Raw genomic sequence first — 24,542 nt, 5'->3', positions numbered from 1 at the left:
TTCGATTCCTCGAACGGGTGATCCATGGACGATCCGGCTTCCACCGAAAACCAGTGGTATGTCGCTGCCACCGCACCACGGGGCGATGAACCCTCTCGAGTCTTAAAAGCGGAAGATATGTTCGGTATCTTCGATCGTCACGGCGATATTTATCAGGTGAGTTCGAGCGAGCAGGGACTTTACCAAGGCGGGACACGCTATCTTTCTCACCTGGAGCTGCGAATCAACGGACAACGCCCCTTCTTGCTCAATTCCACCATCAAGAAAGACAACAGTTTGCTGGCGGTCGACATGACCATGCCCGATCTCTATGAGAGCGAAGTCCTAGTCATCCCGAGAGGCAGCGTGCACGTGTTCCGATCGGTGGTGTTGTTAAGCCAGGCTAGGCATGAGCATTTGCGTTTGGTCAACTACGGCGATCGAACGGTAAATTTGAACGTCGAGTTTCGGTTCGCTGCCGATTATCGCGATATATTCGAAGTGCGCGGTGTCCATCGACCGGCCCGAGGAACAATGCTGACGCCGGACATCAAGGACGATGCCGCGATACTCGGTTATCGCGGATTGGACGGCGAAATGCGCCGAACTCACATCCAATTCCATTGGCGACCCGATCAGCTCAATGCCTCGAGTTGTAGCACAGCGCTTCGGTTGGGAATACGCGACGAGATTCATCTGCACGTCTCGGTAAGCTGCGCTTGCGACGATGCGAGCGTATCGCAGGGTGATTATTACCAAGCGATCGATAGGATAGGGGCGGACACTGCAGCCTCCCGGTCGAGCGTCGCCCACATCGTGACTTCGAATGAACAGTTCAACGATTGGCTCGGCCGGTCTGCCGCCGATCTCGATATGCTGGTCACGGAAACGTCTCATGGACCTTATCCTTACGCCGGAGTCCCGTGGTTCAGCACGCCTTTCGGTCGCGACGGCATCATCACCGCGTTGCAGACGCTGTGGGTTCGGCCGCAACTCGCGAAGGGCGTAATCACCTATCTTGCCGCGACCCAGGCTGAATCCTTGGAACCCGAACGCGATGCCGAACCCGGCAAGATTCTTCATGAAGCGAGATCCGGAGAAATGGCCGCTTTAGGAGAAATTCCGTTTAAGCGTTACTACGGTACGGTGGACGCCACGCCGCTCTTTATCGTTCTTGCCGGCCACTATTATCGGCGTACCGGCGACCGGGCTTTCATGGAAACGATTTGGCCTCACATCGAAAGAGCCCTGGACTGGATCGATCATCATGGCGATTGGGACGGCGACAGCTTTGTGGAATACGCCCGACATAGCGCAAACGGGTTGATACAGCAGGGCTGGAAGGACTCCAACGACTCGGTATTTCACGCCGACGGAAACCTGGCGCCGGCACCGGTCGCGCTTTGCGAGGTGCAGGGATACGTCTATGAAGCTAAACTGCTGGCGGCCGAACTGGCCGAATTGCTCGGCCGGGGAAAATGGGCGCAGCGGCTGCGGCAGGAGGCTGCAGCGCTGAAAAAACGCTTTAATGAGGCATTTTGGCTTGACGAACTCGATACATTTGCGCTCGCACTGGACGGCGACAAACGCTGTTGTGCGGTGCGAACGTCTAACGCAGGCCATGCCTTATTCAGCGGGATTGCGGCTCCCGATTATGCTCGTCGCACCGCCGAGACGCTGTTGGCGGTGGAATCCTTCAATGGATGGGGAATTCGCACGGTCGCAGAGGGGCAGAGCCGCTACAATCCGATGGCGTATCACAACGGTTCGGTTTGGCCCCACGATACCGCCATCGCGGCCATGGGCCTGGCGCGTTACGGTTTCAAAGACAAATCCTTGAAGATTTTGACCGGTTTGTTCGAGGCCGCCGTGTTTCTCGACTTGCATCGCTTGCCTGAGCTTTTCTGTGGGTTCTCCAGGCTTCCGGGGCAAGGCCCAACTCTCTATCCGGTAGCCTGTTCTCCGCAGGCCTGGGCCAGCGGAGCGGTATTTCAGCTCTTGCAAGGCTGTCTCGGCTTGAGCTTTTCACCCGAAAAACCGCAGATCAGGTTTTATCATCCGCGACTCCCGAATTATCTCAACTGGCTCAGGATCAGCAACTTGCGTTTTGACGATGGCGTCATTGACTTAGCCTTGACTCGCCATGCCCACGATGTGGGCATCAATGTAGAACGCAAGGAAGGCGATATCGAAGTGACCGTCGTGGTCTGATGCGGATGCCTCGCATCCCGACGGAAGTTTAACCACAACAGTGGGCGGCTAATACACCGAATTTAGGGCCTAGCCAGAAGCTGCTTCAGCTCTCCGGCATTATGTTGTGCGAAGTTTCCGAAATTGTTATTGAAAATGACGTGTGTTTCTCGCGCCTTTGCGGCGAGCTTCTCGATGGACCCCGCCAATTCCTGCAATTCGTCGGCCGAATAGAGATAGTTGAAGCGATCGGCGGACGACTCGAGCCCTTTCTGACTCCAGGTCTCGCGGTTTCGGCCGTGCATGCGGACCACCGCTATTTCCGGGGAGGTGGTTTCCCAAACCGAAGGAATGCTGCTGGCAAATCCCTGCGGCTCATCCACGACGACGTGCGTCAATCCCCGGCTCCGTTCGAATTCGAGCACGTCCTCGCGATGCCTATCGTCAAACCAGGATCGATGACGGAATTCCACGGCAATGCGAAATCCTTCCATTACTCGGGCGCAAGCGGCGATATGCTCGAGATTGCTTTGCCGATAGACGAACCACGGCGGAAACTGAAACAGTACGACGCCAAGCTTGCCTGCATGTTTTAAAGGTTTAAGGGCTGAGCGAAACCGTGACCAGAGTTCGCCGCGGAGTTCCTCTGGCAGGTCGCCATAATAAATGTTCTTTTTTTCGACCGGCCCCAGGGCTGCACGAATATCCACTGGAAGCACTTTCGGCGGCGTTTGATGTTGCGTGAACAGCCGAAAGCTTTTGACATCGAATACAAAGCCCGGCGGAGTCCGTTCGACCCATAGGGCCGCATTCCGCTCCGAGGGCAGGGCATAATAGCTGCTGTCGACCTCGACCAGAGGAAACTGACTGGCGTAATAACCCAGCCGATCCGCAGGCGTCTTGATGTGGGCCGGATAGAACAAGCCGGAGTCGATCAGATTTTTGTCGGCCCAAGAGGCGGTGCCTACCAGAATCATCGCTTCCCTCGACTTTGAATGGCATGAGTCGCGCCAATTACGGCATACGACAGCAAATATCCGCTTTTACCGAAATGCGGTAATGTCGGCTGAAGCAGGTATCTCGATATTTCGACAAGTATTCCGGTGGAAAGTCATCCCTTCGGCGCCGAGGCGGCGCGATTTTGCTCAATGCCGCGCTGCCATTATTCCGGATGCCATGATCCTGACTATCAATATAACCATTGGCGGATCGCGGCATATTGAAAGGCAAGGCTCTTGTGTACCAGCCTGAGCACTCCCCTGTGCCAATCGACGACGGTTTTTTCGAAAAACCAACGCGGCAACAGGCGGAAGGCCTGCAGCGCAACCGTCCCATACTGGGTGGCCAGAGAAAAAATACTAGTGTCCACCGTGGAAAGTAGCGCCATGGACCGAACGCATGCCTTATCGCTGGTGCGCCAGTAGGAAAAGATGCATTCTCTGAGCAGTAACGCCTCGGGCGTCTGGGCCAGAAACGCTTCGCGCAGTTCTTCCGCCAGGGTGCGCCGGGTCAATTCAAGACGGCCGCAGCGGCGAGAATAACGTCGCAGGGCCGTTGCGATATCGAGATTCGACTCGCTAAGCGCATCCCGCAAGATCAGCGCATCCTTTACCGCCGCAGTAATCCCCGAAGCGGTCAGCGGATGGCAGCAGCCTCTCGCGTCCCCGACCAGTGCGGCATTACCTCGTACGCTGGCATTCGGGACGATGCAGAAATTGGCTGCCGCCAAAGGTTTGCTCGTGGCCAGGACGCGTTCGATATCGAGCCTGAACAAGGGAGGGAAGAGACCGAGGTGCGTCTTGATCGATTCCTTCGAATCGGCGCCTTTCAGCACCTCGAACATGACCCTTGCCCGTCCTCCCCCGATCGCATAGGCATAGGCGACGCCGGCGGAATTCAGAAAGATATTGCCGTAGCCGTTATTGGGCAGATGGGTGTCTTCCACTTCGATGCCCATCATGCCGGAATAGCGCCGAGTCTCGTGAGAAATTCCGATCAATTTGCGCACTCTGGACATCGGTCCATCGGCGCCGAGGAATAACTGAGGGCGAATTCGTATTTCCTCGCCGTCGTTACTTCGTACCATCGCCGTGAACGACCCGTCGGGATTTTCCTCTATCCGTGTGACCCGTGCGCCTATCCAGGCCGTAACGCCGGGAAACCGCTGTACGGTTTCCAGCAGATGATCCTTCAGGATCCGGTGCTCGATCGCCCGTCCCAAATGGCGAGTTCCCGGCTTTTCGCCGTAGCGTAAGGTCACCGAGCTTGCGGGGTCGTCTTTATCGGCAGGGAAGATCGCGAAGCCTTTTACCGGCGAACCGGGCATCGATCGGTCGCTCAGCAAGCCGAGACGACACAGGCCATCGATGCCGGGCGGATGGATGAGCTCTCCGGCGAGGCGCCTGCCTTGGGCCGGGCCGGGTTCGATGATCAAGATGCGCAATCCCAATTGCGAGAGTGCCGCAGCGGCCGCTGCGCCGCCTACGCCGCCTCCGGCGATCAGCACATCGATATGTTCCTGATAAATGACTCGTCCTTGCATAATGCTTTTCCGATAATTGGTGAGAGCAGCCCGGGCGGGCTGCGCCTCGAATGTTGAACTTCACAGAATCCACCGACGACAATCCCTTGCAGTGCGATTTCAAGGTCCCGCTGATATTTGCGAGGGCCTTTTATCGGACTTTCGGTCCGAATTTCGGAGCTGAGCCGGAAGATTACATCTTCCGACGCCAAGTCGAAAAAATGCCTTGAAGACTCCGGCTATGGCGGGCTCGTCAGGCGCGCATAACGGGCCATCGCCCAAGTCGGGAAGTAGGTGTGATAGAGGCGATAATCCAACATCGCCGAGCCGAAGAAAACGCCGTTAACCGCCTGCCGCGGCCAACCGCCGTCCTCCAGTTGCCGGCTCATCAGCCATTCGAATCCACGTTTGATCGATTCATTATCGTACGGCAGGATGTCGAGCAGTGCGAGCAAGGCCCAACTCGTCATGACCACCTGACTTTGCTCGTGCTCGACGTAGCGGCCTTGGAGACAGCTCGAATAGTGCTCGCCCCAGCCGCCATCGGGCCGCTGCTTCCGGACCAGCCAGAGGGCGGCCGACTGAAGTGCCGGGTCCGAGGCGGACACGCCGGCCGCCCGCAGCCCCTTGGTCGCGTGATATATGGCATAGGTGTGATTGATGCCCCAGAATCCCGGATAGGATCCGTCGGCAAGCTGACGCCGGCGCAGGAAGGCTACGGCCTTGCGTATCGCTCGCTCGATCTCTCCGCCGGGCAAATCGGGATGATGCTTCCGGTAATGCGCGAGGGCGGCCAGCGCCGATCCCGTGCACTCGATATAGGAGAGTTCGGTCATGCACTGGCCGAACATTTCGGACGGATTGACCATTTCGAGCAGCTTGCCGCCGCGCCGGCGTTCGTAGGTTCCGAAACCGCCGTCCGCATTCTGCCGCGACAGAATGAAGATCACCCCCTGGCGGAGGCGCTCGGGCTCGAGCGGCGACGCCACCGTGTACTCGGGATGTGCGTAGAGCGCGAGCAGGGCGCTCAAGGCTTCCGCTGCGCAGTCGCTCACCGGCCAACGGTGTTGCCCGTCGGAAAAGCACCAGCCGCCGAGTGCCGGGTCCCGCCAGGCGCCGTCGTAATCCGGAAGCTCCTCGGTCATCTGGGCACCCCAGAGAAAATCGTGAGCCCGCTCGAGCGCTTTTGCCGTCCCTTCGACAGCCGACGGCCCCTCGACCAGAGCCTGGACGGCGAATGCGGTATCCCAGGTGTTGGAGCGAGCTCCCGCATAACGGATGCCTTCCGCCTCGTCCTCCCAGCGCCAGTCCTCGACGCCTTCGAGGCTGGGCAAAAGATCCGGATGGTTCGGATCGCGAGCGAAGATGGCCAGACAGTTGAGGAGTCCGCTGACGGGAGATATCCCCTGATAGCGCGTAACCCGCTGCTCGTAAAGTATCCGGTCGAAGCACAGGTCGAGGCCTTTCCGCCGCAGCGCCCGGCTATGGCGACGCTGGTAAGCGGCTAGCAGCTTGTAAATCAGGCGCAATACCGGGCTGATGGGGACATAGACATCGCTCGCGGCCAGGGTGTCTCGCAGAGCGGCGAAATCTATGGTTTCGTAAGGCTCCGGGTAGAGCTCCCGGCGCAATTCGCTGCGTAGCGTGTCCGGCAGGTTCGCGCGAAATCGCATGCCGCAAAGAAAGGCCATCCCGAGGTAAATCTGACGGGTGTGGCAGTAATAATGTCGCGGGTGTATCGGCAACCATTCCGGCATCAAGAAAAGTTCCGGCGGGACGGCATTGAGTCCCTCGTAGGCATAGAGATCCAACATGGCCAGCCAGAACTTGCCCCAAGTGGGAATACCCTTTACGCCATCGCGCTGGGTATGCAGCCAGCGGCGCGCCTTGACGAGCGTCGGCGAATCGGCGGGAACGCCGAGCAGCCTCAGGGCAACATAAGCCAGAGTGGTAAAGAAGACGTAGCCAGGCGATTCGGGGTGCATGCCCCAGGAGCCGTCATTCATCTGGTTACCTTCGAAATGAATGACGATGCGTGCCTTTTCCACGTCGCTGTAGGGGCGGGCCGCTATGGTACGCACGATGACGGCCTGGGCGAGAATCATGGTGCACCAGACCATTTCCCCTTCCCAGTCGCCGCAGGGCCGCTGCAGATCCAGCAAACGCCGCTGTGCGCGGCGGCTGGCTTCCCACGCGCATCTGAGAGGCGGAACGGGCGTTTCCATCCCGGTGTGCCCGCCGGCGGTTTCATTCCATTGAAGCTTCACGAACGTTGTCCAAGACAAATCATTGACCGGCAAAGCACGAGGACCACGTTGTCTCCTTCGGGCGCTTATCGATGGCGCATGGAAAAATACGTTACATCGCGTTGATTGTGCGGGAATATCGCTCCTGCGTCTAGTTGCTTCGGACGAAGTCACTCGATACGGTTCCACTAAACCCCGAATAGTACCGTGCGCGCCATGGCGACAATGCCTTTCAATTTTTTGCCGATGCCTCGGCTTGTATGAATGGGAGCGACCCCGGGGAGCGGCTGACCTTTCGCCAGTTTGCTCAGCCTCTGCTTTACGGAAAGATCCAGTTTGCCGTCGGCCGCCAGTTCCATGAACATCGCCTTGACATTGCCGAGATCGAAGAAGTCGCGCTGCCAGCACCACTGATATCCTCCGCCGTAGCGGAACCAGGAACCGCCGATGCCGGCGACTTCGTAATCGCTGCCGTCTTCCCTTTTCACCGGCGCGACTTGGCGCCAGATGCCGATCACCTCGCCCTGTTTTTCATCGATCAGGATTTTCTCGTAGGGGTAGCGCCATTTCTCGAATCCCTCCATGTGCGCCCCGAGCGCCCACTCCTCGATCTGCTTTCTGCCTCTGGCGATGAATTCTCGGTTTGGTCCCATGTTCCAGCCGTATTCCGCATCCTCGGTGTACATCACGCCGAGGTGCTTGATCCAGTTGCCCTCCCGCTCGGCTTGACGATTGGCGGCAAGCCAGCGTTCGACCATTTCTTCCAGCTCTTCACGAGGATAGGCAGGCATTTCGGCTCCTTTCGGGGTAGTCCTTGCACGAATAAGGTTTGATGTATATGAAAAAAATGATTTCATGAACACCTTGATCGCGAAGCATGATACTAATCTTTTCAACCGGCGGACGATAACGCCATCGACTAGGACTCGGCAATGGCCAAAGGGCAACTCAAAGAGCCCCCGAAACTCTCGGGCGCGTTCCCGCTCGCGGGGCATATTTTCAGTTTCGGCAAGAATCCGCATGCTTTCATGATGCGGCTGCGCCGGCAACTGGGAGACGTGGCCGAATTCAAGCTCTTCCACCAAAGTATGGTGCTGCTGACCGGCACGGAAGCCAGCGAGGCTTTCTATCGCGCTCCCGACGAGGTGCTTGACCAGGGGCCCGCCTACAAGATCATGACTCCGATTTTCGGCAAGGGCGTGGTTTTCGACGCGCCCATCGCAAGAAAAAACCAGCAGCTACTAATGCTGATGCCGGCACTCCGGGACAAGCCCATGCGGACCTATTCCGATATCATCGTCGGCGAGGTCGCGACTCTGCTCGATCGCTGGGGCGATTCCGGCGAAATCGATCTGCTCGAGTTCACCAAGGAACTGACGATTTACACGTCCAGCCATTGCTTGCTAGGAGCCGAATTTAGATACGAGCTGAACCGAGAGTTCGTCGAAATCTATCGCGACTTGGAGCAAGGCATTCAGCCCATCGCCTACGTCTTTCCCGATCTGCCGCTGCCGGTCTTCCGCCGCCGCGACAAGGCTCGGGCGCGGCTTCAAGAATTGGTGTCTCAGATCATGGAAAAGCGCGCGCAGCAGTCGGAGAACCGAACCAATGTCTTCCAGATGCTGATCGACGCGAGCTACGAAGACGGGAGCAAACTGACCGCACACGAGATTACCGGCATGCTGATCGCCGCCGTTTTCGCGGGCCATCACACCAGTTCCGGAACCACCGCCTGGGTGTTGATCGAGTTGCTCCGCCACCCCGAGCACATGAAGGCCGTCATTGCTGAAATCGAGGAACGATTCGGTATTGACGGCGCGGTCGATTTCGAGTCGCTGAGGCAGCTTCCCAAACTGGAAAACGTCATCAAGGAAGTTCTGCGCCTGCATCCGCCGCTGATCATTCTCATGCGCAAGGTGACGCAGGATTTTTATGTCAAGGACTACGTCATCAAGGCCGGCAAGTTCGTCTGCGCGGCGCCCTCCGTTACGCACAGAATTCCGGAATTATTCCCCCAACCCGACCGGTTCGATCCGGACCGGTACTCGCCGGAACGAGCCGAGGACAGGGACCTGTTCGGCTGGCAGGCTTTCGGCGGCGGGCGTCACAAATGCTCGGGCAACGCCTTTGCCCTGTTTCAAATCAAAGCCATCTTCTGCGTGCTGCTGAGGCGTTATGAGTTCGAACTGGTGAACTCACCTGAAAGTTACCGGGACGATTACCGAAAAATGGTGGTCGAGCCAGGCTCTCCTTGCCTTGTCCGCTATCGGAAACGGCAAAATTCGGCCCTGATCGGCGCCCGAAAAGAGACTATGCGTGCTCGAAACGACGCAATCGCCGAGCGTTTTAGGATCGTTGTCGACCGCGATCTATGTAAGGGTCATGCCCATTGCGTGGCGGAAGCGCCAGAAATCTTTCTGGTCGACGAAAAAGGCCGTCTTGAGGTGCTCGAGGAGCGGCCATCGGTGGCGCTGATCGAGAAAGCGAGGGCTGCGGAAAAATACTGCCCGAATCAGGCGATAAGAATACTGAACGACTCGGAATCCTGATTCGAGGCATGACCAAGCTCGTACCCAGCGAAGTTCCGGTGAAAGCGACAGGCGACCCTACATCCCGTGTTGTCGAACACATTCTCACCCATTATCGGGGGCTGTTCGCGACCCTCGTCCTTTTGCCGGTTTCGGCGTTGTATGGCGCGTATGTCTCGGTTCGCGACCGCATCGCCTTCCGCCTCAAGAGCGCTCCCGCGAAGCATGATCAAAAGGTAAAGAAGGTGATCGGGCAGATCGAGGCATGGAAGCGGGACGGTTGCCGGGAAAAGCTGTGCACCGCGCGCTCAGGCTGGAAATCCATGAGCGAGTTGGTGCCCAAGTACAAACTTTTCCATCGAAAGATCGACGTCAGCCTGTACGACATTCTCGAGATCGACGAAGAACGCATGCTTCTCAGGGTGGAGCCGCTGGCCACGATGGGTCAGATTTCGCGAAGCCTCGTGCCTCGCGGATGGACCTTGCCCGTCGTCCCGGAATTGGACGACTTGACGGTGGGCGGTTTGATCATGGGGTTCGGGGTGGAAAGCAGCAGTCACAAATACGGATTGATTCAGCACATCTGCGAATCCTTCGACATCGTGACGGCCGAAGGCAAGCTGCTCCGGTGCAGCCCATCGGAGAATGCGGACCTTTTCTATCTGATCCCTTGGAGTCACGGCACACTGGGTTTTCTGGTCGCCGTTCAACTCAGAATAATCCCTGCCAAAAAATACGTCCGGCTTCACTATCGTCCCGTTTACTCACTCGACGATATGGTCGACGTTTTCGAAGCGGAGAGCAGGGATACGGAGAAAAACGATTTCGTGGAAGGGTTGGTCTACAGTCGCGATACGGCGGTCATCCTGTGCGGCATGATGACCGACGAGCCGGGGGCCGACGGACCGTTGAACGCCATCGGACGATGGTATAAGCCATGGTTCTACAAGCACGCACAAACCTACCTCACGGAACGGAAAGAAGGGTTCGAGTACGTGCCGCTCAGGGATTATGTTCATCGCCATACTCGAAGCTATTTTTGGGCGATGGAAGAAATCATTCCCTTCGGCAATCATCCGCTTTTCAGATGGCTATTGGGATGGGCGCTGCCGCCGCGGATCGAGCTATTGAAGTATACGGAAACCGAAACGACCCGAAGGCTTCGGGAAAAACATCACGTCGTTCAGGATATGTTGATGCCGATCCGATACTTGGCCAAATCCATTCAATACTTCGACGATCATTTCGAACTCTATCCATTGTGGCTTTCGCCCATGGCGGTCTACGAGAACGAGCGGAAACTCGGGTTCATACATCCCTTCCGAGGCGAGGGTGACATTCCGGATGAGCTTTATGTCGACATCGGCGCGTATGGCACACCGAAAAAGGACAATTTCGACAACGCCTCCGCCTTGCCCTCGCTCGAAAAGTTCGTCCTGGACCATCGAGGTTATCAGGCGCTGTACGCCAGAACGACCCTGAGCCGAGAGAATTTTAGAACCATGTTCGATCACAAAGACTACGACAGATTGCGGGAGCAGCTGCCGTATTGCAAGCTGGCCTTCGATGAGATTTACGACAAGGTATCGTCAAAAGGCCGGACCTCGCCGGTCGAGCTGAGGCGTATGAATAAGGTGAGGCCACGGCATCCACGGTAATTCGGCTTTCAAAACGCCGTTTACTTGAAGACCAGGCTCTTTACCAGAGAACGCCTGTTGCATTCGGTCGTGCAGAGAACTGGATGAGTCCCGATGTGTAAACGTCGATCGCTTCAGGAGAATTACAAGGCGACTAACGCCATGCGCTACGGATGAGGTCAAATGGCTGCGTTTTCGGATAAAAATATCAAGGGCCTGGCAGTCACAGGTGTTAATTATCGGCGCTACGAGGGAGGCAGTGATCCCAGTTTCGGTGTCCAAGTTACCGCCGCCGGCGTCAAAACGTTCTTTTATCAATACACACTTCACGGGCGCAGACGTTTTCTTCGCTTGGGCACTTACCCTGTACGACGCTCTATCCTGGGAAGAGATCCGGACGATTTGGAACACGGACGGCTTCCATTTGCCTTATCGCTTGGCGATTCGTCTATTGTTGGCCACCGGTGGACAACGGTCAGGCGAAGTAACCCGCGCTGCCTGGTCGGAATTCGACCTTGATGCCCATCTTTGGTTGCTTCCTGCTGCTCGTGTGAAAAATAAACGTGATCATCTCATTCCGCTGACCCAACTCGCCCTAGATATTCTGAATGACTTGCGCAGCATCTACCCTGAAAGCAAATGGTTGTTTCCCGGTCGCCACAATCCGTTATCTGTGAAGCCTTGGAACGAGTCCACTTTACCGCACGCCGTGCAGGACTTTTGTACGGAAACCAAGATGCTGCCCTGGACCCCGAAGGATCTGCGACGTACCGTAAAGACGCGGATGGGCGAATTGGGGATCGATAAACTGGTGCGGGACCGAATTCAGAATCATGCATTGAATGATATTTCGGCGAAGCACTATGATCGATACGACTACGTTGCAGAAAAGCGGGCTGCCCTTGAAGTTTGGTGCCGCCAGCTCGAAGAGTTAACCACTCGAGGTAGTGCCTCTCACCAGGTGGTCGAATAAGACTGTACCGGCTCCGACGTGTCCCGCAACTCATCGCGGGCTGCTTGCACATCCTCGGGACTGACGGGTTTCATTCTGGTGCGCCGTTCCGGAATGAACCGCCCCGGTTTTCCCGGAGACAGTTAATGTTGAGTCAGGCCGCGATGACCGACTCGGCCTATTGGCGATAATACGCCTGTTCCAACTCCGCCGGAGGCCCATGGCCGATCGGCTCCAGCAACCGACGGTGATTGAACCAATCCACCCATTCCAGGGTAGCGTACTCGACCGCATCGAGGTGTCGCCAAGGCCCCCGGCGATGGAGGCCCTCGGTTTTGTATAGCCCGGGGCGCGCATCAGGCGCTCGACCGTGCAGCGGGCCACCCGAATGCCTTCGCGCTCGGGTTGTCGCCAGACTTTACGGGCGCCGTAGACCTGGAAGTTCTCCTCGTATACCCGGCGGATTTCCCTCGAGAGCTTGATGTCACGCTGCGCCCGTGGCGGCAACCGGGCTGGGTCCACCTGTCGCGTCTTGTGCTCGTGGTAGGTCGATGGGGCGATCGGCAACAGGGCGCGGATCGGCTCGACCCCATAGGCGACCCGGTGTTTGTCGATGAACGCCACCCTCATTTCAGTCGGCGGTCGAGCTCCTTAAGCGAAAAAAGCCGCCGCCTTACGCAGAATCTCGTTGGCCCGTTTAAGCTCGCGGTTTTCCCGCTCCAATGCCTTGAGCCGATCGTGCTCCGAACCGCACACGCGCCCTCTTGCCCGGAGTCGCGTTCCGTCCGACGCACCCACTTGCGCAACGTTTCCGCGGCGCCGCTCCTCTTGCCCGCGATCGAGCAGATGGCCGCCCACTGCGATTCATACTCCCCTTGATGTTCAAGGACTAGGCGGACCGCCCGCTCTTAGGTCTCTGGTGAAAATTTCGATGACTTTTTCATGACTCCATCCTCTCGAGAAACGGAGTCTCCGGAAATCCCGGGGCGGTTCAGTGGCCCGCAATTTCCGGCCGTTCTCTCGTTGCCCATGCTGTTATGTCACAGAACGGCCTCCATTTTGTCACGCATCGGTAAGCAGATTGAAACGTGGTACGCCTATGATCCAGCGCGACCTTCACCGTGCGCCACACGTTTCTTGTGATCAACCCGACGGAGACTAGATATGAATGGCCTATGGCAAAGAAGAACTGCCGCGATTATTTCTATTGAATTGATACTGTCACTCGGGACATCGACCCTTGCATGGGGCCGCAATGACGACGCGAGTACTTCCACTCGTGCCGGTATTGTCCTTACCGAGGGAGAGTTCCTGCCGACCGGCAAGCGCATCACACCGGATGCCGCCCCTCATGCCCTCTTTCAGCCGCTCAATCCCGGCCTACCCACACGTCCCGATTTCCTGGCCGATCACGCCGTCGATACGACCGTCAGCCCCGACGGCAGCACTCTGCTGATCCTGACCAGCGGCTATAACCGCAATAACAGCTCCACCGGATCCCGAGTGGCAAAAGAATCCATGGAATATGTGTTCGTCTTCGACATAACCGGGCTCGCACCGGTTCAGAAACAGGCGATCCTGGTGCCGAACACCTTCAACGGTTTGGCCTGGAATCCCGGCGGACACGAGTTTTATGTGTCCGGTGGTGTGGACGATACGGTTCGCGTGTACACGCGGAATGCGGGGCAGTGGTCCGAGGCCGCGGAAATTCCGCTGGGACACGCCAACCAGGGTGCTGGTCTGAATATTCGGCCGATGGCTGCGGGCTTATCCGTCAACGCCAAGGGCGACCGGTTGCTGGTGGCCAATTACGAAAACGATTCCGTGAGTCTGGTCGACCTGAGCACGCGCACCAAAATCGGCGAGCTGGATCTTCGCCACGGCAAGACTGATCCTTCCCGAGCCGGCACCCCGGGCGGAACTTATCCCCTGGCGGTGTCTTTCAAGGGAAATGAGAAGGCCTATGTTTCGTCCCAGCGCGATCGCGAACTGGTCGTTCTCGACGTGGACGACAGCACGATGGCCGTGCGCGGACGCATCAAGACCCAGGGGCAGCCCAGCAAGATGACTTTGAACAAAGCCCAGGACCGGCTCTACGTCGCCAGCGACAACAGCGATACGGTGCTGATCATCGATACCGTCGAAGATCGGATCATCGAGGAGATCCTGACCACCGCACCCGAGCAGGTTTTCCCCAAAGCGAAAAGATTCAAGGGCGCAAATCCCAACAACGTTGCGCTTTCGCCGGATGAAAAAACCTTGTTCGTCACGAACGGCGGCACCAACTCGGTGGCCGTTATCCAGCTCGAAGGCGGCGGAGCAGAGAAAACAACTAAGGCGGAGGACAGCGACGATGCTGGGGATAAGAAGAGCCGGCTAATCGGTCTCATCCCCACCGGATGGTATCCGAATGCGGTCGGCGTGAAACCGGACGGCAGCACGCTCTACGTGGTGAACGGCAAAGGGGTCGCCGGACCAAACACCCAGGCCTGCCGCAACACGCTCTCCACCGCGCCGGGTTCTCTTGGCGCCTGCAACGCCGCCAACCAGTACGTCTGGCAACTGGAGAAAGCGGGCTTTCTAACGCTGCCCGTTCCGGAGGGCAAGGATCTGGCACGGCTCACCTGGCAGGTCGCGTACAACAACGACTTCCCCACCGTTCACGAGCACGCCAGATGGGAAGACACCATGGCCTTCCTGCGCAGCCGGATCAAACACGTCATTTATGTGGTCAAGGAGAACCGCACCTATGACCAGATCCATGGCGATCTGGAAAAAGGCAACGGCAACCCTGGCCTTGCAATCCTGTCTCCCTACAGTCCCAACCACAACCGGCTGGCCCGCCAGTTCGTGACGCTCGACAATTTCTACGACAGCGGCGAAACCTCGGGCGTCGGCTGGAACTGGACCACGGCGGCGCGGACTACGGACTTCACCGAGAAGACCCAGCCGCCCAACTACGCCGGGCGCGGCCTGAGCTACGACTGGGAAGGGGCCAACCGCAACTTCCCGGTGTCGTTCACGCCGGAGGAACGACAGGCATCCGGATTGACCGATCCCGATATGCTCGCCGGCAGCGCCGACGTGGCGGCCCCGGACTCACGGGATGGCGAAGCGGGCACCGGTTATTTGTGGGATGCCGCCCTGCGCGCCGGCTTGACGATACGGAACTACGGGTTCTACGTGACCAACCTCCCCGGTGCCCCGGTGGTCGACAAACCCTTCGGGCAAGGCGTCAAACAGGCGGTGGCTCTGAAGCAGGCATTGAAACCGTACACCGACGAATATTTCAGAGGTTACGATCAGAACAACTCGGACTTTTACCTGTTTAAGGAATGGGAGCGGGAGTTCGACCATTACGTCGAGAGTGGCCAGCTTCCCAATCTCTCTTTAGTCCGGTTGCCCCACGACCACTTCGGCAATTTCGCTACCGCCCGGTTCGGCGTGAATACGGTGGAAACCCAGATGGCGGACAACGATTACGCGGTGGGCCGGCTGGTGGAGAAAGTCGCGAAGAGCCGCTTCAAGGACGATACGCTGGTTTTCGTCATCGAGGACGATGCGCAGAACGGTGGCGACCACGTGGATGCGCACCGCAGCATCGCCTATGTCGTGGGTCCTTACGTCAAGCAGGGTGCGCTGGTATCCACCCGCTACACGACGGTCAGCATGATCCGAACGATCGAAGAAGTTCTGGGCCTTCCGCCGCTGGGCATCAACGACGGTCTGACCGCGCCGATGGCGGATCTTTTCGACAAAAAACAGGAATCCTGGAGCTACCAGGCCGTGGTCCCGGAAATTCTTTACAGCACCCAGCTCGAATTGCCGCCACGCGATGCCGCCCTGATCGCCTCGGCGCCCAACTGCTCGGGCATGCCCAAACGGGATGCGACCTATTGGATGGCTGCCATGAGTCAGCAGGACTTCTCGGTGGAGGACCGTCTCGACGTCGACGCCTTCAACCGCGCGCTGTGGAAGGGTTTGAAAGGCGAAAACGCGCCTTACCCGGCAGACCGCGACGGCGCGGATTTGCGCGAAAATCGCGCGGCGCTGCTAAAGGAGCATTTCGCGGCAGCGACCCGGCACTGTGAGGCCCTTCCAGTCGCTTCAAATCATTAGCCGTTGGCCGCGCATCCGGTACGCAGCGATGACAGGGGCAGGCCCCTGTCATCGTTCCGGTTTTTCTCCGGACGGTGACCCGCGCCCAAGAGTCAATGTTCGTCGGGGGGAGATATTAACCCGGCCTATAAATATAGGCCGGGTTAATCCGGGGCAGGGATGCCCCGGCGCGGCGACAAGCCGCGTGATTAATAACTTCCCCCGTACCCACCACAACGTTATTGGAAATTCACATGCAACCCAGAATAAAGATCATCGCCGGCCTAGTGAGCGGCATCCTGTCCGTCGGCCTTCTCGGTTTCGGCAATACCGCTCGCGCGGCGTCCCCCGACCTGTTGACCCGCCCCGCCGGCCCCAGCCCCGACGGTCTGACGGGCATCACCCCCAATAACTGGCAGGTTACCCCCGCCGGGGAGAAGATCCGGGTCGGCCACGTGCCCCTGGGCATGATCCTCAGTCCGGACGGCAACGACCTGCTGATCAGCAACAACGGTTACGGCCAGCACTCCCTCATGCGCATCGACCGGGCAAATCTCGCCATTCGCGATAACCTTCCCTACGACGCGCCGGAAGGCCTGTTCATCGGACTGGCCTACAGCAAGGACGGCAGGCGTATCTATGCCTCGGGCGGCCATACCAACCTGGTGCGCGTCTATGAGGTGACGGAGAGCGGCATCGCCGAAACCGGGCAAATCCAGGTGGATTCCCGCCGCAAGGGCGGCTTCATCACCGGCATTGCCCTGTCGGCCGACGAGAGCCGGCTGTTCGCGGCCAACCACCAAGGCGGGGACGTGGCGGTTTTAGACCCCATCGCCGGCACTGTCACCCACCGCATCCCGATGGGTAAAAGCGCCGACCCCTACAACGCCAGCATGTTTCCCTACGGTGTACTGCTCGGGGCCGACGGCAAGAAGCTCTATGTGTCCAACTGGAAGGAAGGCAACGTCGCCGTTGTGGATGTGAATAACCCGGATTCCGCTGCCGTGACCAAACGCATCGCGGTGGGCCAGCACCCTAACGCCATGGTCTTCAGCCCCTCCGGCGACCGGCTGTACGTGGCCAACGCCAACAGCGACAACGTTTCCGTGATCGACACCGCCACGGATGCCTGGCTGTTCGACATCGACGTGCAGCCCTACAAGAACGCCCCGTCGGGCAGCACACCCAATGCCCTGGCCGTTTCCCCCGGCGGCGAGACCCTCTACGTGTTGAATGCCGGCGAGAACGCCGTGGTGGTGGTCGATCTGGAAGATCAGAAAAAGGATCCGGAAAAACGCTATCGGGTAAGGGGCCGCATCCCCACCGGCTGGTACCCGACGGCGCTCAGCATCAGCCCGGCCGGCGACAAGCTCTACGTCGCCAACTCCAAGGACGTGGGCTTGGGCCAGAACGCCTATCCTCAGACCTATATCGGCGACCAGATGATCGGCTCGCTATCGGTGATCGACGTCCCTGACCGGGGCACGCTGGAACGCTACACCCGCCAGGTCAACGAGAACAACATGGTGGCCCGCGGCAAGGCCGTAACGGCGGGCGGCGAACTCGGGGAAGCCCATGCCCACTCCGGTATCCTCAAGCAGCTACCCATCCAACACGTGGTTTATATCCTCAAGGAAAACCGCGCCTATGACCAGATCTTCGGCGATCTTCCGAAGGGCAATGGAGACCCCAGCCTGCTCATGTTCGATGATCGGAGTGCCCCCAACCATCGCCGTCTGGCCCGCGAATTCGTGCTTCTGGACAACACCTACTGCGATGCGGAGATCAGCAAGGACGGCCACGAACGCTCCATGGGCGGAAACGCTACGGACTATACGATGAAGGTCTGGCCGAGCGACTACTCCAGCCGCGGCACCCTGATCAACCGGGCACTGATCGCCATCACCAATGTGCCCGGCGGCTACCTGTGGGACGCCGCCCGGGCGGCCGGCATCAGCTACCGCTCCTACGGCGAGTACGTGATCAACGGCAAGACATACCCCGACGGCAGTTACGAGCCCGCCACCACCCGCATGCCCGCCCTGGTGGACCACTTTTCGCCGATGTACCGCACCTACGACCTGAAGCATATGGACATCAAGCGGGCCGAGGTGTGGCTCGAGGAGTTCGAGACCCATAAGAAGAACGGCGGCTTCCCCAACCTGTCCATCATCAGCCTGCCCAACGATCATCTCGCCGGCACCAGCCCGGGTTATCCCACGCCCCAGGCCATGATGGCGGACAACGATCTGGCCCTGGGACGCATCGTCGACGCCATCTCCCATTCCCGATTCTGGCCCAACACGTTGATCATGGTCATCGAGGACGATACCCAGGACGGTTTCGACCATGTCGATACCCACCGCACGCCGGCCTTGCTCATCAGCCCCTACGTCAAGCGCCAAGCCGTCGACAGCACTCACTACAGCACCGTATCCATGATCCATACCGCCGAGGTATTGCTGGGTCTCAAGCCCATGAGCCAGTTCGACGCGGCCGCCAACACCATGGATCGCAGTTTCACGACCAAGCCCGATTTCACGCCTTACGAGCATGTCGTACCGGCCCAGGATCTCTTTGAAATGAACCCCGCCTTGGCTTCCCTGCAAGGGGAAAAGCGCCAGCTCGCGGAGCGTTCGATGAAACTCGATCTGGCCGAAGTGGACGCCGCAGACATGCGCGAATACAACGAGATTCTTTGGAAGGCGATCAAGGGCAGCCAGCCTATTCGGCCTCTGAGCCGCCAGCCGCGCGAACCCGGCATTCGGGAAGTATTGCTGGTCTCACGGACCGACTAACAACGTCAGCCACACAAGCCGACCCTCGCGCAGGGTCGGCATTCTTGCCCGTGAACCAGATCCCAACCGAAGTTCCTGTTCTGATGCCCGCAACGGGCGCAATCGACCGCCCCGTATCCGCCTTGTGAATCCCTGTCCTGCTTCGTCGGAACCGATTCCTATCCCTATCCCGGAAATGAAGCCGCGGCGCTCCTTTTCATTCTGCGCGCATGTTCCCTCGTCCTGAGAATGCAATTAACACGAATTTGTAACCGAGTTGTAAGCACGTTGACACGCTAAGCCGGTAAGTTCCACAGGTGCCGAATCTAAGGACATTTTGCCCGCACGAGTAGCGGCATGGATGCGCTGGACAAACGCCGCGTTGGCATTTTCGACCGGATCGATGCTGGGGAGATCCGTTCACCTCTAAGTACATTCAGGGAAGTCTTGCGGCATACGCACCACTGCAGGAGAAATCCGCCAATCGAACTAATTTGTCGAGATTCCGCAAAAGTGTATGGAATGTACTTAGAGCGTTTTCCATCCCGGTGTACGGATTCGTGCCAGGAGGGGAGAACGTAGGTCGGCAATCCCTTGCCGACAAAGCCCTTCGCCGAGCCGATACGTCGGCAAGGGATTGCCGACCTACATATCCGAATCCCTTCACCGATTCGGAAAACGCTCTAGGCGGCTGATGTCGTGCGCGCCGCTGGAAGGACGACAGTCTGCGTTCCGGTGAGTGCATTGGCAGGACGTGCGTGTACTGAAGCCAAGACGATACGAACAGACAGATACCTTACGGTATCACTGTTCCGGGAACCAACAAGTAGAAAAATGCGATGAACTTTGTGCGTTCTGGTTTGGCGCTGGCCATCCTCGTGTGCGGTTATGCACTCGCAGATCAACCGCCGACGATTCCTGCCATCGTAGTCACCGCGACTCAAAGCGAACGGGATTCCTTCCTGGTCCCACAGGCCATAGCGAGCATAACTCCGGAATTCATCGACCATTCGCTGCAATCCATGACCCCCGATCTGTTCCGATTCACGCCGGGGGTATACATCCAGAAGACCAACCAGGGCGGCGGTTCGCCGTTCATCCGCGGCCTGACCGGCAAACAGGTGCTGATCCTGGTCGACGGCGTCCGGCTGAACAACTCCTTCTATCGGTTCGGTCCGCACCAGTATCTCAATACGATCGATCCGAACATCATCGAACGCATCGAGACCGTGCGGGGGCCTTCCTCGGTACTCTACGGCACCGACGCGCTGGGTGGGGCCATCAACATCATCACGCGCAAACGCTCCGACTTTTCCAAACCGCTCGGCTATAACGGCCTGCTCTCCGCCCATTACGAAAGTGCCGCCGACGCCGGCGTGTTCCGTGGCGAGGTGGAGGGCAACTGGAACCAGCTCGGCTTGATCGCCGGGGCAACCGGCAAGCTGTATGACGACCTCGACGGAGGCGGAAATCTTGGCCGACAAGTTCCCAGCGGGTACGACGAAAGCGACGCGGACCTGAAACTGAACTACCGACTGGACGAAAATCAGGAGCTGATCTTCGCCGGCCAGTATACCCGCCAGTTCAACGTCCCCAAGACCAGCGAAGTGACCCTGGGCGACAAGCTGAAATTCGATTACGAGCCGCAGGAACGCCGCTTCGGGTACCTGGAATACCGGGCGCGTCAGCTTGGGGTTTTCGACGGCGTACGTATCAATGCCTCCTACAACAACCAGCGCGAAGGGGAACAAGTGATCACGAGGCGCAACCCTGCCATCGAAACGCTGGAACTCACGGATGTCGACACTGTCGGACTCTCCCTGCAGCTGAAGAATCGGATCTTCGGCGACCATGACCTGACCTACGGGGCCGACTACTACCATGATGATTATCAGACCCGGAAAGTCGAGCGAAACCGGGTGACGGAGTCCGAACGCAAACTGACGCCCGGCACGCCGGATGGCGCGACTTACGAACACTGGGCTTTATATCTTCAGGACGAGGCGCACCTCCTGGATTCGCTTGAAGGCGTATTCGGCGTGCGCTACAACCGATACGAAGCCCGCGGCGAGGTGACCGATCAGAGCCTCCGCTTCGAGACGGATGCCGTAGCCGGCAATATCAACCTGGGTTACCGGCTCACGCCCGCTCTCAACCTGGTGGGCGGGCTGGCGTTCGGCTTTCGCGCACCCAACATGGAGGACTTTTTCGGCCGGGTGGACTTCTTCAGCGAGATACCCAATACCTCGCTGAAACCGGAAGAATCCTTCTCCAAAGAAATCGGCCTCAAATATCGCGATGAGGTCCTAAGTGCCGAGATATTTTACTTCCATAGTGACTATGAAGGATTTATCGATCGGGTTACCGTAGGCCGGCGGGCCGACGGCGCGCCGATCCAGCAGCGCCAAAACATCAATGACGCCGAAATCCAGGGCGTGGAGGCCAGTGCCGAATATCCCTTGAATGCTCAATGGCTGGTCGGCGCAACCCTGACCTGGACCGAGGGACGTGACGCGAAAACGAAGGCCCCGCTGCGACGGATTCCCCCGCTCAACGGTGCGGCCCGTCTGGTCTACTACCCCATGGATCGCCTGTGGATCGAGGGTTCGGTCTGGTGGGCCGACAATCAGGACCAACTCGCTAAGGGAGACATCGAAGACCCGCGCATCGGTGCCGGAGGAACGCCGGGATACACTGTGTTCAACCTCAAGGCGGGTTATACGCCGCATCCCCAACACGAGCTGTTGCTGGAACTGGAAAACCTGACCGACAAGAAATACAAGTCGCACGGATCCGGCATTTTCGCTCCCGGACTCAACGTTTTGGCGACCTACCGATTTAGGTTCTAGCCCGCGTTTGTTCATCATCGCGTTGTGGGTATTGATGCTCCTCCCGCCATCGGCCGCTCAACCGATCCTGGTGCATGCGACGCTCAAAACCGCGGTACGGGATTCGGCATCTAGGTCTCGATGTGTCCGGAAATTTCGATCGCAAGCCATGAACACTTGGACGATCACGCTCGGCGTGCCCGAACACCGCTTCGGAGCAGGATGACAACCAGCGCAGCCGCGCTGAATATCGCCCCGGCAACGAAGGTGAAAGCGGCGCCGAACTGGTCCCACAGCAGTCCGGCTAACGCGCTGGCCAGGAGCATGGCGAGTCCGCTCATGAGGTTGAAGAAGCCATAGGCCGTGCCTCTCAAATCCGCTGGCGCGGTATCGGCCACCATCGTCGCCAGCAGCCCCTGGGTGATGCCCATGTGCAAGCCCCACAGGGAGATGCCGAGCCAGACCCAGGTCCAGTGGTCGCTGTAAGCCAGCGCGACGTCGGCACCGACCAGGACGACCAAACCCAGCGCAAGCAATTTAGCGTGGCTCATGCCGTCCGAGAGCTTGCCGAAGGGATAGGCCGACAGCGCATAGACGACATTCATCCCGATCAGCACCAGTGGGGCGAAGGCAATCGGCAGCCCGCCCTGTTGGGCACGCAGGATGAGGAAGGCTTCGGAGAATCGCGCCAGGGTAAACACGGCCCCGATCCCGACCACCCACCAGTACGCTGCAGACAGCCGGCGCAGGTTTTCGCGCCGGATCGGATTGATGGCACGGTGTTCCGACTTGTCCCTTTTCGGCTCCTGTACGCCGAAGAACAGCAGCGTGACGGCGAGAAACCCAGGAATGATGGCCACCCAGAACACGGCGCGGAAGTCGTTCGCCCAGACAAGCATCAGCCCCATGGCGAGGAGCGGGCCGAGGAAGGCGCCCACCGTGTCGAGCGACTGGCGCAGGCCGAAGGCCGCGCCGCGCACCTCGGGCGGCGCGATGTCCGCCACCAGCGCATCGCGGGGCGCCCCGCGGATGCCTTTGCCGACCCGGTCCATCAGCCGCGCGGCGAGCACTAGACCGGAGCTCGTCGCCAGCGCGAACAGAGGCTTGGATACCGCGCCCAGACCGTAGCCGAGGACGGCCAGGGGCTTGCGTTTGCCCCAGTAGTCCGACAGGGCGCCGGAAAAGACCTTGACGATCAGCGCGGTGGCTTCCGCCGCCCCCTCGATCAGCCCTACCACAAACGCGCTTGCGCCTAGGGAAGTAATGAGAAAGACCGGCAGCAGGCTATGGATGAGCTCGGACGAGATGTCCATGAGCAGGCTGACGAAACCGAGAGCCCAGATGGCCGCCGGGATGCGGGCGCCCGACGGCGATGCTATTGCGGATTGATCGAGTCGATTCATTCGCTGATGTGTTCAAAAAGGGATCACGCCACGGAATACGAGCGATAACGGGACGTTCATGCGGCTATTCAAGGATATTCACCTGGCCAGTCGTCGGTCCGCGACGGCCCCGGATCCGGGGCAGCACCCACTCGTCCCACGGGTCCTTCTGGAGGTGGACTTCGTAGTACCGGGCCTCCTTCTCCCATCGGAGCCAGAGCGAGTCTTCGGCAGTGATGTCGTTACTCATGGCGGCCCGTTGCGGACTTAGGAAAGGATATACAGGCTGATGAATTCACCTGCAAGATCGATTCCTGATCAAACTCTTCCCGATAGCGCTTCGCACGATCATTTCTGCTTATTTATTCAGCAGAACTTTCCGTAATTGATGCCAAAAGTGAAAAGTCTTTGCCGCCAATTCCGGCCGAATCAGGGCTGACTAGGCAGCAATCCGGCCATCTAACGCGTCGTAAACTGGAAAGTTTGATGCCCCGGAAGAATCGAGGATTCCGGCTTACAACCCCAGCAGAGATCCTTGGAAGCCACACATTAGCGACAGATTAAGTGTCGTCATATCGCAGCGTCGTTCCCACTGGGCCGACTTACAGTCATCTTCGAAGGTTTGGGCGATTCCTGGCAGCTACCTCTCTGCTGACAGTAAACCTGAAATCCACGTCGTCTTATTAAGTCGGGAGTGGTGGTATAATGGTGGCATATCACCACCAGGAGGCAGCCATGCCTGGCATCACTCTCAAGAACATCCCCGACACGTTATATCAGCGGTTAGTGGATATCGCTCGACAGCATCATCGAAGTCTTACGAAAGAAATTCTTTTCGCTCTCGAACGGCATGTTCAACAGCCGTCCCACGACAAAACCGAACTGCTGCAGCGCATTCGGGCGGTACGTGACCGTTACCCCCCGAATATTAGTGAAACCGATGTGGATAGCTGGAAGGAGGCCGGCCGGCCATGATTTTGGTCGATACCAATCTGCTTGCTTACTTGCTGTTGCCAACCCCTCATACGGCTAAGGCCGAGGCAGTTCTGATCAAGGATCCCGATTGGTTCGCACCCCAACTTATCCATTCCGAATTCCGCAATGTTCTCCTCGGCGCAGTTCGTCGCGATAATATCGCCCGGAGTGATGCCGATAGTTTTTTGGCTCGAGCGCAAGAAGTCATTACGGTACCCGAAGCAGCCATCGACGGACCTGCAGTGTTCGATCTTGCAATAGAAAGTGGCTGCAGCGCATACGATTGCGAGTTTGTGTGGCTCGCCCGCTATCTGCGAATCTCGTTGGTAACGGCAGACAAGAAAGTGCTGCATGCGTTTCCGGGACGGGCGGTAGCAATCGAACAATTCCTGGGTACAACGACCCCGTGAAGTATTCAAATGGACAACG

14 protein-coding genes, 1 pseudogene and 1 other annotated feature are annotated in these 24,542 nt (G+C 58.5%); of the genes and pseudogenes, 9 read left to right on the top strand and 6 right to left on the bottom strand.

Annotation, left to right across the window (positions count from 1 at the left end):
* The first annotated feature begins 24 nt into the window (after window positions 1-24).
* Window positions 25-2,190, top strand: a complete 2,166-nt coding sequence (locus JOD69_RS13365; RefSeq protein ID WP_086134176.1) for an amylo-alpha-1,6-glucosidase — start codon at window positions 25-27, stop codon at window positions 2,188-2,190.
* Window positions 2,191-2,252: 62 nt separating this feature from the next.
* On the opposite strand, the gene JOD69_RS13360 is transcribed toward JOD69_RS13365, so the two are convergent.
* The 4 genes from JOD69_RS13360 to JOD69_RS13345 form a co-directional block, all read right to left on the bottom strand.
* A complete protein-coding gene (locus JOD69_RS13360) occupies window positions 2,253-3,146 on the bottom strand; it encodes a DUF72 domain-containing protein (protein ID WP_077731473.1) in 894 nt (297 codons plus the stop codon).
* A 212-nt stretch (window positions 3,147-3,358) separates the two neighbouring features.
* Entirely contained in the window at window positions 3,359-4,711 is a 1,353-nt protein-coding gene (locus JOD69_RS13355; RefSeq protein WP_077731474.1) for an NAD(P)/FAD-dependent oxidoreductase, read from the bottom strand.
* A gap of 218 nt (window positions 4,712-4,929) precedes the next feature.
* Complete coding sequence (locus JOD69_RS13350) at window positions 4,930-6,957, bottom strand: 2,3-oxidosqualene cyclase (RefSeq protein WP_240506949.1); 2,028 nt, start codon at window positions 6,955-6,957, stop codon at window positions 4,930-4,932.
* Window positions 6,958-7,124: 167 nt separating this feature from the next.
* A complete protein-coding gene (locus JOD69_RS13345; protein WP_077731475.1) occupies window positions 7,125-7,727 on the bottom strand; it encodes a hypothetical protein in 603 nt (200 codons plus the stop codon).
* A 141-nt stretch (window positions 7,728-7,868) separates the two neighbouring features.
* Between JOD69_RS13345 and JOD69_RS13340 the strand changes: the two genes are divergently transcribed.
* The 3 genes from JOD69_RS13340 (at window position 7,869) to JOD69_RS13330 (ending at window position 12,074) form a co-directional block, all read left to right on the top strand.
* Window positions 7,869-9,485: a cytochrome P450 gene (locus JOD69_RS13340; protein ID WP_086134177.1), complete on the top strand. Its 1,617-nt coding sequence runs from the start codon at window positions 7,869-7,871 to the stop codon at window positions 9,483-9,485.
* Window positions 9,486-9,493: 8 nt separating this feature from the next.
* Window positions 9,494-11,122 carry an FAD-binding oxidoreductase gene (locus JOD69_RS13335; protein ID WP_086134178.1) on the top strand — a complete coding sequence of 543 codons (1,629 nt, stop codon included), beginning with the start codon at window positions 9,494-9,496 and terminating at the stop codon, window positions 11,120-11,122.
* A gap of 253 nt (window positions 11,123-11,375) precedes the next feature.
* Window positions 11,376-12,074: a site-specific integrase gene (locus JOD69_RS13330; RefSeq protein ID WP_210023989.1), complete on the top strand. Its 699-nt coding sequence runs from the start codon at window positions 11,376-11,378 to the stop codon at window positions 12,072-12,074.
* A gap of 157 nt (window positions 12,075-12,231) precedes the next feature.
* Here the strand turns inward: JOD69_RS13330 and JOD69_RS13325 are convergent.
* Window positions 12,232-12,847, bottom strand: a pseudogene (locus JOD69_RS13325) (IS3 family transposase).
* Window positions 12,606-12,720 (bottom strand) — a sequence feature (AL1L pseudoknot). Its footprint overlaps the pseudogene before it by 115 nt.
* A 370-nt stretch (window positions 12,848-13,217) precedes the next feature.
* Here JOD69_RS13325 and JOD69_RS13320 point away from each other — a divergent pair.
* The 3 genes from JOD69_RS13320 (at window position 13,218) to JOD69_RS13310 (ending at window position 21,777) form a co-directional block, all read left to right on the top strand.
* Window positions 13,218-16,172, top strand: a complete 2,955-nt coding sequence (locus tag JOD69_RS13320) for a hypothetical protein (RefSeq protein ID WP_156879725.1) — start codon at window positions 13,218-13,220, stop codon at window positions 16,170-16,172.
* A 233-nt stretch (window positions 16,173-16,405) separates the two neighbouring features.
* Window positions 16,406-18,949, top strand: a complete 2,544-nt coding sequence (locus JOD69_RS13315) for a bifunctional YncE family protein/alkaline phosphatase family protein (protein WP_086134180.1) — start codon at window positions 16,406-16,408, stop codon at window positions 18,947-18,949.
* 818 nt (window positions 18,950-19,767) lie between these two features.
* Window positions 19,768-21,777 carry a TonB-dependent receptor gene (locus JOD69_RS13310; protein WP_086134181.1) on the top strand — a complete coding sequence of 670 codons (2,010 nt, stop codon included), beginning with the start codon at window positions 19,768-19,770 and terminating at the stop codon, window positions 21,775-21,777.
* Window positions 21,778-21,941: 164 nt separating this feature from the next.
* Here the strand turns inward: JOD69_RS13310 and JOD69_RS13305 are convergent, their stop codons facing one another.
* Entirely contained in the window at window positions 21,942-23,159 is a 1,218-nt protein-coding gene (locus JOD69_RS13305; RefSeq protein ID WP_086134182.1) for an MFS transporter, read from the bottom strand.
* 714 nt (window positions 23,160-23,873) lie between these two features.
* Here JOD69_RS13305 and JOD69_RS13300 point away from each other — a divergent pair.
* Together JOD69_RS13300 and JOD69_RS13295 are read left to right on the top strand one after the other, a co-directional pair.
* Window positions 23,874-24,113, top strand: coding sequence for a DNA-binding protein (locus JOD69_RS13300; RefSeq protein ID WP_139841067.1), 240 nt, complete (start codon window positions 23,874-23,876; stop codon window positions 24,111-24,113).
* Entirely contained in the window at window positions 24,110-24,523 is a 414-nt protein-coding gene (locus JOD69_RS13295) for a type II toxin-antitoxin system VapC family toxin (RefSeq protein WP_077731483.1), read from the top strand. Before JOD69_RS13300 ends, JOD69_RS13295 begins: the two co-directional genes overlap by 4 nt.
* Window positions 24,524-24,542: the final 19 nt, after the last annotated feature.

The sequence above is a fragment of the Methylocaldum sp. RMAD-M genome (assembly GCF_017832375.1).
Lineage (GTDB): Bacteria > Pseudomonadota > Gammaproteobacteria > Methylococcales > Methylococcaceae > Methylocaldum.
The sequence above is the reverse complement of the archived record's forward strand: the minus strand, read 5'-3'. Positions and strand labels throughout refer to the sequence as shown.